General features: G+C 45.0%; 12 protein-coding genes. 5 read left to right on the top strand and 7 right to left on the bottom strand.

Translation table 11 applies throughout. From position 1 onward, the window contains the following. Nucleotides 1-151 precede the first annotated feature (151 nt). Nucleotides 152-868 carry a GNAT family N-acetyltransferase gene (locus tag EXU57_RS06165; RefSeq protein ID WP_133267300.1) on the bottom strand — a complete coding sequence of 239 codons (717 nt, stop codon included), beginning with the start codon at nt 866-868 and terminating at the stop codon, nt 152-154. A gap of 81 nt (nt 869-949) precedes the next feature. Next, complete coding sequence (locus tag EXU57_RS06170; RefSeq protein WP_243745526.1) at nt 950-2,656, bottom strand: M28 family metallopeptidase; 1,707 nt, start codon at nt 2,654-2,656, stop codon at nt 950-952. Nucleotides 2,657-2,925: 269 nt separating this feature from the next. On the opposite strand from EXU57_RS06170, the gene EXU57_RS06175 reads away from it, so the two are divergent. After that, entirely contained in the window at nt 2,926-3,471 is a 546-nt protein-coding gene (locus tag EXU57_RS06175; RefSeq protein ID WP_133267301.1) for a hypothetical protein, read from the top strand. 119 nt (nt 3,472-3,590) lie between these two features. On the opposite strand, the gene EXU57_RS06180 is transcribed toward EXU57_RS06175, so the two are convergent. Then, nucleotides 3,591-4,247 (bottom strand): head GIN domain-containing protein, encoded by a 657-nt coding sequence (locus tag EXU57_RS06180; RefSeq protein ID WP_133267302.1) that lies wholly within the window; start codon nt 4,245-4,247, stop codon nt 3,591-3,593. A gap of 107 nt (nt 4,248-4,354) precedes the next feature. Then, nucleotides 4,355-4,546 (bottom strand): hypothetical protein, encoded by a 192-nt coding sequence (locus EXU57_RS06185; protein WP_133267303.1) that lies wholly within the window; start codon nt 4,544-4,546, stop codon nt 4,355-4,357. 345 nt (nt 4,547-4,891) lie between these two features. Here EXU57_RS06185 and EXU57_RS06190 point away from each other — a divergent pair, with 345 nt between their 5' ends. The 4 genes from EXU57_RS06190 (at nt 4,892) to EXU57_RS06205 (ending at nt 12,617) form a co-directional block, all read left to right on the top strand. Further along, entirely contained in the window at nt 4,892-7,966 is a 3,075-nt protein-coding gene (locus tag EXU57_RS06190) for a two-component regulator propeller domain-containing protein (RefSeq protein ID WP_133267304.1), read from the top strand. A 101-nt stretch (nt 7,967-8,067) separates the two neighbouring features. Beyond that, the gene (locus EXU57_RS06195; RefSeq protein WP_133267305.1) at nt 8,068-9,174 is read left to right on the top strand and encodes an acyltransferase family protein; all 1,107 of its coding nucleotides are present in this window, start codon (nt 8,068-8,070) and stop codon (nt 9,172-9,174) included. 610 nt (nt 9,175-9,784) lie between these two features. Further along, entirely contained in the window at nt 9,785-10,417 is a 633-nt protein-coding gene (locus EXU57_RS06200) for a response regulator (RefSeq protein ID WP_133267306.1), read from the top strand. Between the two features lie 376 nt (nt 10,418-10,793). Beyond that, complete coding sequence (locus EXU57_RS06205; RefSeq protein WP_133267307.1) at nt 10,794-12,617, top strand: tetratricopeptide repeat protein; 1,824 nt, start codon at nt 10,794-10,796, stop codon at nt 12,615-12,617. Between the two features lie 109 nt (nt 12,618-12,726). Here the strand turns inward: EXU57_RS06205 and EXU57_RS06210 are convergent, their stop codons facing one another. From EXU57_RS06210 to EXU57_RS06220, 3 genes are all read right to left on the bottom strand, one after another. Continuing rightward, a complete protein-coding gene (locus EXU57_RS06210; protein ID WP_133267308.1) occupies nt 12,727-13,122 on the bottom strand; it encodes a YidH family protein in 396 nt (131 codons plus the stop codon). A gap of 131 nt (nt 13,123-13,253) precedes the next feature. Next, entirely contained in the window at nt 13,254-13,790 is a 537-nt protein-coding gene (locus tag EXU57_RS06215; RefSeq protein WP_133267309.1) for a hypothetical protein, read from the bottom strand. Between the two features lie 148 nt (nt 13,791-13,938). Continuing rightward, the gene (locus EXU57_RS06220; RefSeq protein ID WP_133267310.1) at nt 13,939-15,045 is read right to left on the bottom strand and encodes a PKD domain-containing protein; all 1,107 of its coding nucleotides are present in this window, start codon (nt 15,043-15,045) and stop codon (nt 13,939-13,941) included. Nucleotide 15,046: the final 1 nt, after the last annotated feature.

The raw sequence follows: 15,046 nt of genomic DNA on the forward strand, positions 1-15,046 counted from the left end.
TATACATAGGGCAGCGCACGCATTTGTATAAGCGTGCAATGCGCCAGGGGTGATAGGAATTGCTATCGGATCCGGAAAATGATTATTCCGCAGATAAAGCTTACCGATACTGATACTTTGGGAGGCATTTTCAAAGCGGATGTCGTCCCGGTCAATCCCTTTTTCTCCAAACGTGATAAACGTGTTCGACCGAATGTAGGCGAAAACCCGCGCTTTCGTAAAGCTTACAAGCTGGCTTGTTCGCCAACTGAGTGACGACTTCTGCCTGGCTTAAGCCCTGCTTAATAAACCAGTTCTCTGCAGCATTGAGCAGCCTTTTCCCAATACCTTTATTGCGGTATCCTGGATCTACTGCGAGCAGGCCGATCTTCCCCAGGTTGTTTTTCTTGCTCAAAGTAATAAAAGCAAGTATTGCTGTACCCAGGGTGTACACCAACACCGCATCCGCAATTTGTTTCTTTATCGACGCGTCAAGCCATGAAGTATATAAGCCCTCAAACTGCTGGCGGTTAAAATGTGGATCTACATTGAAGCGTGAGTAAAATCCACTTTCAAGCGCAAGCATCTGCAGCTTATCGTTAGCATAATTCTGTGTATAATCCGTTATATGAGGGTTTGCTTCTGTGGTTCCAACAACCTGTTTGTGGTACGTGACTTTTTGATCAGCTAATATCATTTCGAACCCGGTTGGTATAACCAGGTTAAAGGGACCTTTTGTATACAAATATGCAAGGTCGAGCTGCTCCTGTCTCATTAAGCTGGCGAGGTCAACAAGATCGTCGGCTGATGCAATTTGCTGGTGAGCAGCGATTATTTCAAGATTAAAGAACCTGCTGTCCCAATCAAGTCTTTTGTAGGTGAAACTCATCGTTGCTTTAGTTTATAGCAGATGCGACTAAACGCTATTCATTATTAGATTCTATTGGGGGACTGTGTTACCCGTCCATTCTTAATTTTTTTCACGGAAAGCTTTAAACTCCGAACCTTCCTTCCACTTTGGCCAGGTGGTTTCATAAGCAAGGCGTTTACCTACCAGGAAGAGTAGTTTTAAATCGTCAATTGCACCTTTAAGCGTCCAGGTTTTTGGATCGTATTCGTCGGATGGCCGGTGGTAATGTTTCGAGCGGTATTCTTCTTCGGCTGCTTCACCGAAGGTCGCTCCTTTCCCTGGCACATCCACTCCCCGCTTGGTGTACAATGCCGGAACACCCACTTTTGCGAAATTAAAATGGTCGGACCGGTAATAGTAGCCGGCCTCAGGATGTGTTTCAAAGGCAAGCACCCTACCAGCTTTCTTTGCTGCCACTTCAAGGTAGTCCTCTAAATCACTTTGTCCTTTGCCAATGGTAATGATATCATGTGTCGCATCACCGGGGTTTAGCCCATCCATGTTGATGTTTGCAACAGTTTTCGCAATAGGGTATACCGGGTTTTGTGCATACCATGCTGATCCCCACAAACCTTGTTCTTCGGCAGTCACGCTAAGAAAAACAATGGTTCTTTCTGGTTGTACCTTTAGTGATTTGAATGCCCTTGCCAGTTCTAATAAGCCGGCGGTGGCACTGGCATTATCAAGTGCACCGTTATAAATGCTGTCACCCGAAAGATCAGGCTTACCAAAGCCAAGGTGATCCCAATGCGCCGTGTAAATGATCGTCTCGTCGGGTCGCTTGCTGCCCGTAATCTTTGCAATAACATTGTGCGACATATTATAGGTTGCCTGTACCTTCATGCTGGTGGAAACTTTAAGGCTCAAAGGCTCAGCTTTAAAGCCGCGCTGGCTGGCTTTCGCGAACAACGTACTGTCTTTCCCGCCTGCTGCAAGTAGCCTGCTTGCCGCAGGACCTGAGATCCAGCCGATAATATCACTATATGGTACATTTTTCCCGCGGTCATCCAAATGCAGGTGTGAACCATTCCAATTGTTTTGCGGCACCGTAAACGGGTAGCTGGCACCTGCCTGGTTATGTATCACAAGACACCCTTTTGCACCCTGGCGTGCTGCTTCTTCAAACTTATAGGTCCACCGGCCATAGTAGGTCATTGTCGTACCTTTAAATAGTGAAGTATCGCTTGTGGAAAAACCAGGATCGTTGACCATTACCAGCACAATTTTTCCCTTTACATCAAGCTCCGCATAATCATTCCAATTGTATTCCGGCGCAACCACACCATAACCTGCGAATATCACGTCCGCCCGTTGCACATTGATCACCGGATCAGTTTTGTCGGTCCACACTACGTAATCATGAAATCCCCGGAGCGTAAAGTTGCCGCCTGGAGCCTCTACCTGCATGCTTGAGTCGGCAATTGTAGAGATGTTTACCATTGGAACATCCTGAAAATAGCTGTCCCCGTTGCCAGGTTCAATACCTGCTGCTAAAAATTCGTTTTTTAGAAAATTGATCGTCTTGGTTTCATAAGGCGTAAACGGTTTTCTGCCGCCGAAAGAGTCCGATGCAAGCACAGCGATTTTTGCCCCAAGGCTGTCTGCAGAAAATGCAGCAAGGCCATCTTCACCGGTTTGCTCTCTGCTTTCTTTCTGACTACAAGAGGCTATAAACAATAGTACAGTAAGCGTGATGAACATTGCTGCTTTGTCGCGCAGCATGTTTCCTGTCACCGTAGCATTTTTCAACAATTCTAACGTTTTCATTAGCCAGGATTTTAAAGGGATAAGATAAGCAAAATGGTTTAAACGGGGTTCTGGAAAACGCAGTCCTAAAAGCAGGAGGTGTATGAATAACGGCTTAGTCGACTAGTGTTAAAGCACCTTCATAGAATGCTAAACCATACGAATGCAAACATTAAAGAAGGCTGGCATTTTGTTAAAGTCGTTACTTGTTTGCTGTTGCAAAGGCGGGCGAACCTAAGCGCTGTGTTCCTCCGGTATGGTAATTGGAAAGAAAATGTAAATGACTGATCATGAAAAAGTTATTGTTTTTTCTTCCGGTGGCAATTTTACTCTTTAGCGTGTCTTCCTGTAAGAAAATTGTCGAACAGTTCTTCTCCCCAATAGATGTGAATATGCCGTCCTTTCAGCTCGTTATACCCCCGGTTCCTGTTGTTTCGCCTTCGGAGGTTTCCCTGGGAAGTTATACTGTTTATTTTAACCTTGACAGCGCTATAAAGGCGAACACCCGTGGTGTTTTTGGCGTGTCTACGATTAGCACTATAAAGGTCAGGCAGATGAACCTTGAAGTCCTGAATGCCGACCAGCAAAATAACCTTGCGAATTTTGAAACTGCAGGGATTTCGCTTGCATCAAATTCCAATACCTCGCAGGCCAACGTAGCTGCCTTCACCTTTGCTGATGTATATGCTATATCCGCTTCATCGCAGATAGATGGAGCCGAGCTTAAAAATTATTTCGCCGGCAACGAACTTTCGTTTACCCTGACGGGAAAAAACCGCCGCCCAACACAGAAGGCACTAACCATCCTGGTAAAAACCACCTTAAGTGTTAAGTAATACAGTTGCCACCATCCTGATTTAAAAGGATGATGTATAGTACATTAACGGTATGTTACCGGAATCAAAACGGCAACCCGCCGGGTTGCCGTAATTATAGTTGGATGACCTGTTAGGTGCTATTGCCGCTTTACTTTACCACTGCCGCTTATTTGAACATCAAGGTTCGGATCGCCCCAGTACCTCACACTGCCACTTCCCGAGATTCGCGCCTTCAATGTTTTTTCGCATTGCGTTTCTATGTCGCCACTACCGTGAATGGTTGCGTCTGCATGATTCACTTGCATACCTGCAGCCCTGATGTTGCCACTGCCATTTACGTCGAACACAGCTTTGTTGTAATTGCTGTTTCCAATGTGTAAACTCCCGCTGCCATTAATCCTGGCCTCCACCTGTGTACCCGTTTTAAAGCCATCGATATGCGTATCTCCACTTCCGTTGACCATTGCCGCGTTCAAGCTAGGAACAGTAATATATACTACAGCATTGCTATTGCGTACGTTAAGGTAATCTTTGCTATACCTGATGCTTAGCATTTCATTTACTACATCGGTTTCAACGATGTTGATGATGTTATCGTATGCCCTTACTTCAACTTTCGGGGTGTTTCCTTCGCTAATGTGCACACTGATATCGCCACTGGTATGCACCCGGTTAAAACTTGCTACGTTCCGCTGTTGGGTGGTATTGTTCCCGTTGCCACGGATCACATCTTTTTCGCATGCACTGAAAAAAACGATTATAAGTAACGCGAGTATTCCTGGTAATTTCTTCATTGTTTGGTATCCTCTTGATTTTTAGATTTATGTTGATTGTTTAATGGTGTTTTTTAAACCCATTGTATAGGTGGTGCTGGTTAACGGCCAGCTCAAGCCTGGTTAGGTTACAGGTATCTTTCTGCAATTACCGACTGCTTGGATGCACCGTTGTATTTGCTCCAGAGAATTTGATGTGCCTGCATCATTGCCTTGGTTTCTTTTACTTCGTCGGTTTTCCTGATGTTGATCCCGGCTTGTTTTTTACCACCTGCGAGCAATGCAAGTCTTATTGTGGTAGATATGAATTTGCCTGACATTTTAAAAAGTTTTATGAGTTTAAAATCTTGTTTGTAAGCTTTGAAGCGAAGGGGCCAGTTAGTAACCCGGCCGAAAAAACGAAATCGCTACTATCATCTCGTCTGCTATCCTCGTTCGATTTTGATAACACAAAGATGATCGATGGCAAGTGCTTATACAATCACACAATGATGTGAAGTTCAGGAGCGTCTGTTTTTACAAACGGCTTGCGGCTGTCTCCGAACGGTAACAGGGGTGGTCGGGACACAAAAAACAATTGATACCATTGAACACTAACCACATAAATGGGTGAATCTGTTATCGGCAGAAACAACATATAAATCCATTTGTTAGATTTGCCGGTTGTGAAATTTGTATTCCTGATAGCCCTGCTTTTCTGCCAGATCATCGGCCGTTCGCAGCAGGGTTTTGCTTTCACCCGAATTACTACTGACGACGGAATGGGACTTGCCAGTAATGTCGTCAGCAGTTTGCACCAGGATGCAAGAGGGTTCATTTGGGTTGGCACCGCAAATGGACTGCAGCGGTTCGATGGCAGTAAGTTCATTCAGTTTGGAACGGAAAAAAGAGGTAGCGATCTGCTTCCGCATTCCGGAGTCTCGCAAATCATACCCATTGGTAAAAGCCACCTGATCTTGTCATTCCCATCCTTAAGGGAATTCGGTCTCTTTAATACATCAACATATAGTTACCAGAAAATTGCGTTTCACCTGGATAAACCATTACCCGCACGCGCAGAGTTTTGGATGTGGAACGACTCCCATGGCGATGTGTACCTGAACGTATTGCGGTATGGAATGTTGCGCTTTGATCGTGTAACCAAAGCCTTTATCAACTCCCGGTCCTTTGGCATACCTGCCGGTTGGCAGGTAAGTCTTGCAGGCATTCATGAGGACGTTAAGCTGAAACAATATTGGTTTGCCTGCGACAGCGGCCTTGTCATTTACGACCGGCCCAGCGGTCAAACATTTACCAGGGATAACAATCCTAAGCAATTACCGGTACTAAAGCATAAAGAACTCCGCGAGAGGCTAACTGAAGTATACCTTGACAAACAGCGAAGGATTTGGGTTTTTGGCTGGCCATTAGCAAAAAACGGGGTACAGGATAAGTATTGTCTCGACCCAACAGGAAGCAAATTTCTGCACGCCGATACTGCAGGCATCAATATGGGCCCGGTCGGCTATACCGAATACCGGCACTTTTACGAAACAAAAGAAGGCGACCTGTGGATTTATGGGAATGGGGTGTTGTTTAATTTCGACAAGCTGAACCGACGCTTCATCTATACCAAAAACGAAGCGGAAAGTGAAAGCGTTGGTATCAGCTACGGGGTGGTACACCAAATGATCGGCGATCGTGATGGTAACATCTGGCTGGCAACCGACCAGGGTTTATATTTTACGGTGCATGGGGACGGGGTTTTTTCGGTGGTTAACCTTAGGTTTAGCAACAGAACCGAAACAACTTCGATAACCGACATACTAGAATTGCCCAATGGCGATTTGTGGTTTAGCTCATGGGGTTCGGGTATAAAGTCGATCGATCGGCTGATGAATAAAAAGCAAAACTATGTTTATGAACAGCCGCCGCCTGGTTCATGGAACGAGGTTCTTCGTGCGGCTACCCGTCTCCCCTGGAGTATGACAAGGCAAACTGGAACGGGCAAAATCTGGATTGGCTGCAATATGGGTGTGTTGATGATTCATGATCCTGCAACAAAGCAAACCCAATACCTGCATCCTGATGAACTGGCAAATTCGACGGTTCGTTTTATAACCGAAGATCAAAAGGGGCAAATGTGGCTCGGAACTCAATCGGGCCGGTTGCTTAAGTGGACGAATAATGAGATGCAGGTTGTAATGGATTTCGGGACCATCATTTATAAATTGTTTTTCGACCGCCAAGGGTGGCTTTGGATCGCCACACACGAGAAAGGCCTGTATGCCATTAACCCGGCAAGCGGCGAACTAATCCAGCATTATACAGCCGGCACCTCAAAAAGCAGGCTGTTTAGTAATACCGGAAACGATATCGAGCAGCTGAATGACAGCATTATCGTATTTGGTGCCGGCGCGTTGAATTTCATCAATAAGAACAATGGTCATGTAAGGCTCTTGACATACGAGGAAGGCCTGCTTTCAAATAACGTGAGCAGGCTCCGGATGGATAAAAATGGCTTTTTATGGATCATTACTTCAAATGGCTTGTGCCGGTACAATCCAAGGAATAACCGTATAACACCTTATGGTCGTAAAGACGGTATCGTGCTTGCGGAACAGGCGAGCGAGTCTGATTATGTATCGCAGGACAATTACCTGTTGTTTGCCGGTAGTAATGCGGTTATCATGTTTAATCCTGATGTATTCCTCAATACGGCTCCTCCACCCGATGTAACCATAACCGACTTCAAGGTTTTTAATGATTACCTGCCGGTAGACTCGCTGCTCATGTTTCCACAGGTAAGTCTCAAGCCCGATCAAAACTCATTCAGCATCTATTTCTCGTCATTGAGTTATATGCAGCGCGATAAGCTAACGTACTACTACAAGCTCGAGGGTGTCGACAATAGTTGGATAAAAGCGGATCGTTCATTTTTTGTAAACTATTCACTCTTGCCCCCGGGTAAGTATACGTTCTCCATCTATTGTGAAAGCCTGGAAGGACTCCGGAGTTTAAACACAACGAGGGTGATGATTTACATAAAGCCACCATTCTGGCGCACCTACTGGTTTTATACTTCGCTCTTGTTTATCGTGGCTTTGCTTGCGTACGCAATCCACGATATGCGCGTGAATAAATTACTTGCAGTAGAACAAATCCGCAACAGGGTTGCCCGCGATCTGCACGACGATATGGGCAGTACACTTAGTACAATCAATATCCTCAGTTCAATGGCTAAAACAAAGATGACAACTGATGCGGTCAAAACTGCGGAGTACCTCAGTAAGATCAGCGATAACAGCCAGCGTATGATGGAAGCAATGGACGATATTGTCTGGAGCATTAAGCCTACCAACGACAGCATGCAAAAGATCATCGCCCGTATGCGCGAGTTTGCCACAAGTGTACTGGAGGCAAAAGATATCGAACTCCAATTTACAACCGACGAGGATGTGTATGATGTTAAACTCAATATGGAAGCCAGGCGCGACTTCTTCCTCGTTTTTAAGGAAGCTGTAAATAATGCAGCCAAGTATTCACATGCTTCAAGGGTTACCGTTAAACTGGCGCTCAAAAATAAAAAACTAACAATGCTGGTAGAAGATAATGGTAAAGGGTTCGATGTTCCAAAAGCCGACGGCGGTAATGGCTTGGGTAATATGCAAAAGAGGGCAGAGGCAATGAACGGCACCATCGACATCGAGTCCAGACCCGGTAATGGCACCCAGGTAAAGGTTTCAATATTCGTTGATTAATACCTTAAGAAATCACCAGGCATCCTTGCGCGTATTGAATGGTAATGGATGCTCCTGTAACAACGTACGCATTTAGCTGCGGCCCTAAAAACATGAAGTAAATGAATCGGTTCCTTAGTCAGAAATTCAGGTTCTACTCTTTTGTCTGCATCGCATTGCTGCTGTTTGTACATGGGTATAACCTGAATGAAACATACCTGCAGCCATTCAGCCTGGTAAGGGAGCGCATTACGTTTACCACATTTTTTGAATACCTGTTTGCTAACGGCTTGCTGCGTTTTCGGCTGCCCGTGCTGTTTATTATTTCGGGATATATTTTTGCTTTACAAGACTCCCAACCCCACCTTAGCCGCATAAAAAAACGCGTCAAAACGCTTGTTGTTCCTTTTCTTATCTGGAGTGCTGCCGGGTTGGCCATGACCTGGCTCTGGCAACAACACCCGGTTACCGCGAAAGCTGTAGCCGAAGCGCAGCTCGACCAGTTGGGCGACAACAGGCCTTATAGTGAGTTGAGCTGGGGCGATCTGATTTACAGGTGGCTGCGTTACCCGGTCTCATTTCAACTTTGGTTTATCCGCACCCTTTTTGTGTATAATGTATTTTACCCTGTTTTCAGGTGGGCGATCGTGAAATACCCGGTAATTTGGTTTAGCCTCATGCTGCTCTTTTGGATCACCATGTTCAACGGGCTCTTCTTCGAAGGCCAGGGTATGTTGTTTTTCTCACTGGGTATATGGTTATGCAAAACCAATTACCGCATCGATAAAAAACCCGAATGGTTCAGTCATTACCTGAGTTGGTTATTCTTCGTTGGTATCTCGGTAATAAAAACCTTTATGGCGTTTGAATTCGAATTGTATTCCACGGTTAACATATGGGTGCTGGCTACGCTGCACATTATTTCCGTAGCTGCTGGTGTGCTTGCAATATGGTTTAGCTGCGATAGAATTGTACGTTGGTGTATGCGGCGCAAATGGTTTGTATGGGCAACTGCTTTTGCTTTCCTCATCTATGGGCTACACGTACCCTTGCTGCCTTATATGAACCGGCTCGCGTTTATGTATATGAACCATATTCCAAACTACCGCTTGCTGGTCTACCTGGGTGTGCCAATCCTTGTACTGTTTTTTTGCATTGGCTTTGGTGCCGCTCTGAGGGCTGCAGCCCCAAAGGTTTATCGTATTGCAACCGGTGGAAGGGGATTCTAGTTCAATTTGCAGATGCATTTTTCAGATTATGCTCAACCGTAAAAAAAGTTTCCAGTTGATTGGTGTAACAGCTAGTGCCCGCAATTGTGCCTCGTGAAGTAAGCATTTGTCGAAGCGGATGCTTCCGGTTACCAACCATTTCTGTTTCATGGATTTTTTTGGAGACCGGCTTCAGGAAGGCTATTTAACATCGTTGTGTCACTCACTTGTACGGCATAATTACAATTCACCGGGCTGTAGACCGGGCCAATTGATAACGCGAATTGACCGGGTGTAGATTAGTGCAGGGTTTACTACCTGGCGGCTGATTTCTGAGAGTCGACCAGCGCTGTGCCTTGGTTGGTGAAGACTTCCGGTACAGCAAACCGTCTTTGACTTTCGCATGGTATTATTTCTCTACTCACGAGGCGAAAAGGCGGATGTAGGAGGGGAGTTGCCGATAGATTATTGGAAAAATCAGCGCGACCCGCATGTTGCATCAGTCGAAATCAGTCTCCCCGGCAAGCGCCCTATCCTGAAGTTTTATACGCTTGAATGGACTTCTTTAACATGATTATGTGGTTGGTTGCCATTTCTGGCTAATGTACTTTTGTTAAAATGATCGCAACTTATGATTAAGGTTATGCTATACGAAGACAATCCACAACTCCGGGAAGGTCTTACAATGCTTATAAATGGTTCAGAAGGGTTTGAAGTGCTCGCAGCTTTTAAAAATTGCGATCATGCAGTTCAGGAAGTATCAGCTTTCAAACCAGACGTCGTGCTAATGGATATCGATATGCCTGGCACGAACGGCATAGAAGGTTTAAAAAAGATCAGGTCGGTAGATCCGGACGTAAAAATCCTGATGCTTACCGTTTTCGACGATAATAAAAATGTTTTCCAGGCAATCAGCAACGGCGCAAACGGGTATATTCTCAAGAAAACACCTCCCTCGCGTTTGCTCGAATACATCTCCGAGGCGCAAACCGGCGGTGCGCCAATGACTGCTTCTGTTGCCACCCAGGTTTTAAAGATGTTTTCATCTATGAATAACGAAAAGGGAGAGGACTATAATCTCTCTGATCGTGAAAAGCAGGTGCTTCAACTGCTTGTTGATGGATACAGTTATAAAATGATCGCCGGCGAAATGTTTATCGCCATCGATACTGTTCGCAGCCATATTAAAAAAATCTACGAGAAGCTTCATGTCAACAGCAAAAGTGAGGCTGTTGCAAAAGCATTCAAGGACAAGATCGTATAGTAATAGTTGTTTTAGAGTTTAGTTACACAGGATTGCCGCTGAAAAGCGGCTTTCTTGTTTATAACATATTATACAGCTTTCCTCTTTTTGCGGTGGTTATAGCAATTCTTCTCATTCAAACAAGTGCACCGGGGCTAGTATTTCTAAATAGTATTCTTTATTTTTCTAAGTGTTGTGGTAAAGCGGTGGCAAAGTAGAACCGGTTTGGCTGAGACCGAACGACAGATAAGCTGGTTTAAATAATGGTCCGGCTTGCTAAAACAGGATCAAGTCAAAACGACGGTATCGTAATGCAGAGAAACTGCACACGAGTTTGCCGGGCCGAAAAGTGCCTCGCCAACCATGTTGATTGATCATCCAAAACTTGAACCCGGGCATGAAAACAGGTCCTGCAATTTACCTAATGCTTTTTCTTGTGCTTTCCGTTAAAGTATCAAAGGCTCAACCATTGAACATCCAGGGTGATACGGTTTATGTTCACACCAATTTTCCTGTTGAACTTCGCTTTCCGTCTACAAACAGCATCTTGCGGTGGCTAGCATCTGATCCTGCCTATAAGACTGAACCAACAAGTATTGGCTTTTCGGTACGTGCCATCAACGAGCTAGCTTCTCCTGCCGTGTTGCTCGTAACAGAAGGGCCAGGACAAATACCAAGGCAACACCGTTTTATAATCGTGTACAAAAAAGAACTTAAGCAACTGCCTGCTGAAACAGTTAAGGATTGGTCGACGAAGGAGAGGTTGCAGAAACATATTGATGAGCTTGCCCGTAAAAGGCCAAGGGAGTCTCAAAATACCGCGTTTGCGAATGCCGGTTCAGCCACCCCGGACAGTGTAGCCGACAACGCCCCTGACGCTTACCGGGCCTTGATTAAACAAGCGGATGAGGCGTATGAAAACAAGAAGTATTCAGATGCAAGAAAGTTATACCTGCAGGCTTCCGACGTGCAATCACAGGAAGTTTATCCCGTTTACCAGTTGATCCAGATTGCACGTATCCTTGAGAGTCCGGCGACCAACAATCTTACAAAGACCGACAGTATTGCGGCCGCAGCTAAGGCCAACCGGAACTTCGAAGCAACTATGCAGAAAGCCGAAGCTGCTTTTTCAAAAAACGACCTGGTTAGTGCCAGGAGCCTGTATATGCACGCTTTGCAACTTAAGCCAACCGAAATTGAGCCAAAAGAACGGCTGCAAATGATCATCAAGCGGATTGCTGAACAAGCCCAACGATTAAAATACGATTCCGCTTTAGCGAAGGGGGGTATCGCTCTATCAAATAAGCAGTATGATGCTGCTCTGCGGCAATTCAGGGAAGCCCTGCGCATTAAGCCGGGTGATAATTATGCATTAAACCAGGTAAAGTGGATCGAAAGCGTAGTGGTAAAAAGCAGCTCACAGCAAGCAGAAAAGCAAAAAGCGGTCGAATTTAATATATCTGAGGAGATGTACCGTAAGCGCTTCGAAGAGGGAATGCGGGCTTATTCGAATTACGAGAAAGCTGCGCAATTAGCGGACTACGAATTACAACTGCATTACCTTAAGCAGTTTCTCAATATTATACCCGACAATTCGCTTTTTAACAGGCTACAGTACAGCGAGGATCCCATCGGCTTTGCAAAAAACAAGATAAAAACAATCCGCGATTACCTCACCCGCACAAAGGGCTCACAATACCAGGTAGAAGCGATACCATTTTCGAACCAGGAACTGGAAAGCAAATATGCCAACATAAACTTTGGGGTTCCGCCTCCTGAGCAACTTTACGATGCTGACCAAGCAAATAACGGGGAAGAAAAGGTGGCAGTTTGCAAAACATTGCTGGCGAACAAACCCAACCTCCAGTTATCCGATAGCGCAAACAACATAAAGGTAGTTTGCGAGGCTATCAGCAAGAAAGGCAGCGATGCCTATTTCGTGTTAAGGCTCCGTAATTCGGGCAGTAGCGAGTTCATCAGCGGTCCCGTAATCCTCACCCAGCAGAAAAAAGACAAAACGACCATACACCACAAGGCAGGCTATATTTCGGCTTTCCCCATTGTACTTCCAGGTAAAGAATTTTCAATGGTCTATCAAACAAAGTATTTTCAGCCAGATAAGTCTGATGTGCTTCGGCTTGAGCTCGCCGATCGTTTAATGAAGCAGAAGTTTTCCATCAGGATACCTGCAACAACCTTTGAGGCGGAGTCTGCAAAATAGTAAGGGAAAAAGAGGCCTCCAGAATAGAATATACAGTTTAGCCTTTGAGTCGATTGTCATTGTGGTTCCGGTGCCCGGAGCATGCAGTTAGGTTTATAATGATGGGCTGCTAAATGTTCGGAAGAAGGTACAGCACCAATAGAATACTCCCGAAAACAATACAGAGGGTGACTAAAGCGGACAACCATTTTGATGGGAAGAATTTATTTTTGATCAACTGTTTCTCAATGTGTCGATAACGCAGGTAAGACAATGACGCCATTACAGCCCCTAGCGCAACCATAAACACACCGATCTCACCGGAATATCCCTGCCCGGTAATCATAACCTTTCCGCCAATTGCATAGCCAACTTGCCTGATGAATACCGCAAATTTTACAATTACAAAGCCAAAGCCCATCAAAGCAATACTCGTACGTATCCAGGCAAGAAATGTTCGTTCGTTGGCCAGGTAGTCGGCGGGCCCTGCAGGTTTGTTGTTCTTGAGGTTCTCTGGTGCTTCCATTGTTTTTAACGCTGTGGTTGCAAACATAGTACCTGCAAACAGCTGCAGTACCCTGGTTTATACAAGAACGAGAAAATTGATCTGGTATGATTGTCCACCGTACTAGAGCCAGAACAGCCGACCCTTTCCGCTTATCGGTAGTGTTTAAGCAATTGTTCGTACGTCCAAATATTGCCTTTTACAAAAAAGTTATAGGTATCGTTCCATTCCTTACCAGTTCCAAAGCCAACCATGGTAGAAATGATCCGGGTTTGATTTTCTCCTGTTTTTCGAAATTGTATAAGTTCCTGGAGGTTGCCATCGCTGTTTCTTACAGCAGGAGGAAAGAAGTTATTCAACTTTACTTTCAAGGTAATTAACTCCTGGTCTAAAAAGTTTACTATGCCAAGCCGAATGGAGGTACTGTCTGACAAATTTTTTGATGTATCATAATTTGTCAACATGTAGCCGCCTGTTTTTAGGTCTATGTGTACGACTGGTGCAATCCAGGTTTTCAATTTTTCGTTTTTTGTAAAGAGCTCCCATGCCGACTTAATATTGAGTGGAAGCAAAAATTCAAGCCGCAATAATTTTTCCCCAGCCTGGTTAGTATAAGATGTGTTTTTAACCTGCTGGCAAACGGTTGTTGCGGCTATTAACAAGAGTAGGGTGGTCAGGCAAGTTTTCACGTGTTTGGGTTTGGGCTTGTGCCACAATTTACTCCCATTTAATTACGATAGTAATCTTCTTTAACGTTTTCCTGCAGAACAGCCTTTATCAGGCTGGCAAACCAAAGTATGATGATCCCTGAATGCCGGCTTTGAAGATCCCCGAAACCTATAAGTGTATGGATCGGCCGAATAATCCTTTGCGCCGGATAGCAATGTTTAGCACAAGAACACAGCGATTGTTTTCATTGTTGCGCGCGGCTTTCAAAGACTCTATTTTATACTTTTTGTGCTCGATCTTTTTGCATAATTCTTCAAACGTGATAAAGTCTTTGGCATCATTCAACAAAACGTGGGTTTGTGAACCGTTACACAAAAGGTCAGCGAAGTCCTCCATAGTCTTTGAACCATCCATTACGTTTTCGAGGCTTCTTTTGATATAGGCATCAGGTACATCTAAAAATTGGCGTTTAACGGTATTTGTCTCTATTTTAGCAATGGTATCGGTTGGCGAGCTAGCCGTCTGATTGGGCTGAATAACTGATTTTTCCGGGACCAATGGCTGAAACGCGAAGTTGTTTTTAGGGGGTTTTGATGTTGGCATCCGTAGTGGTGTACCTGCAAGTACATAAACGTTTTTGACGAAGGTGCGCTTTCGATCCTTATCCAGTTTTAACTGAATGGTGTATGTTCCGGGAAGAGGAAAGGTGAAGGAAACAATTTTACCGTACTGTGTATTGAATTCATTCCGGTTGAGCACTGTCCACTCATAGGTACTGGCAATTTCATTGCTGATGAATACCACCCCTTTATTTGCGGTAGTCGAAGACTCTGATATAATTGCGGCTTCATTGTTCGGGTAAGCAGCCCACTCGTCAAAGCTCACTTCCCTTGCTTTTACGAGTATTGCAACACTCTGGCGGCAACCGCCACCGTGGTCAGCAATAACATTATACCTGCCTTGCTTTTTATAACTATGGGATACAACAGACATCCCGTCGACTAAGCTAACCCCATCACCAAAGTCCCAACGCATTTTGTTGCTGCCGGCTGAAGCAGTAAAACGGATGGTTTCTCCGGTGACCACTTCATTTCCAACTCCGTTTATGGTTCGTGTTTGGATATCATAGGCCGGGCACGGTTCAACGGAGAGCAGCTTATAGCTAAGCAGCCCCGTGCATACAATAGTAAACAAGATCATTGTAATCCAAACCCGGAAGTCCAGTGCGCCGAACATTCCGGTGTTTATATGGGAGGATTTAATTTGACCGGGCATA

The organism is Segetibacter sp. 3557_3 (assembly GCF_004354985.1).
Lineage (GTDB): Bacteria > Bacteroidota > Bacteroidia > Chitinophagales > Chitinophagaceae > Segetibacter.

Coding starts and splice junctions, on each gene's coding strand:
- EXU57_RS06165 (WP_133267300.1), bottom strand. CDS start 868: ATGAGTTTCACCTACAAAAGACTTGATTGGGACAGCAGGTTCTTTAAT.
- EXU57_RS06170 (WP_243745526.1), bottom strand. CDS start 2,656: ATGAAAACGTTAGAATTGTTGAAAAATGCTACGGTGACAGGAAACATG.
- EXU57_RS06175 (WP_133267301.1), top strand. CDS start 2,926: ATGAAAAAGTTATTGTTTTTTCTTCCGGTGGCAATTTTACTCTTTAGC.
- EXU57_RS06180 (WP_133267302.1), bottom strand. CDS start 4,247: ATGAAGAAATTACCAGGAATACTCGCGTTACTTATAATCGTTTTTTTC.
- EXU57_RS06185 (WP_133267303.1), bottom strand. CDS start 4,546: ATGTCAGGCAAATTCATATCTACCACAATAAGACTTGCATTGCTCGCA.
- EXU57_RS06195 (WP_133267305.1), top strand. CDS start 8,068: ATGAATCGGTTCCTTAGTCAGAAATTCAGGTTCTACTCTTTTGTCTGC.
- EXU57_RS06200 (WP_133267306.1), top strand. CDS start 9,785: ATGATTAAGGTTATGCTATACGAAGACAATCCACAACTCCGGGAAGGT.
- EXU57_RS06205 (WP_133267307.1), top strand. CDS start 10,794: ATGAAAACAGGTCCTGCAATTTACCTAATGCTTTTTCTTGTGCTTTCC.
- EXU57_RS06210 (WP_133267308.1), bottom strand. CDS start 13,122: ATGGAAGCACCAGAGAACCTCAAGAACAACAAACCTGCAGGGCCCGCC.
- EXU57_RS06220 (WP_133267310.1), bottom strand. CDS start 15,045: ATGCCCGGTCAAATTAAATCCTCCCATATAAACACCGGAATGTTCGGC.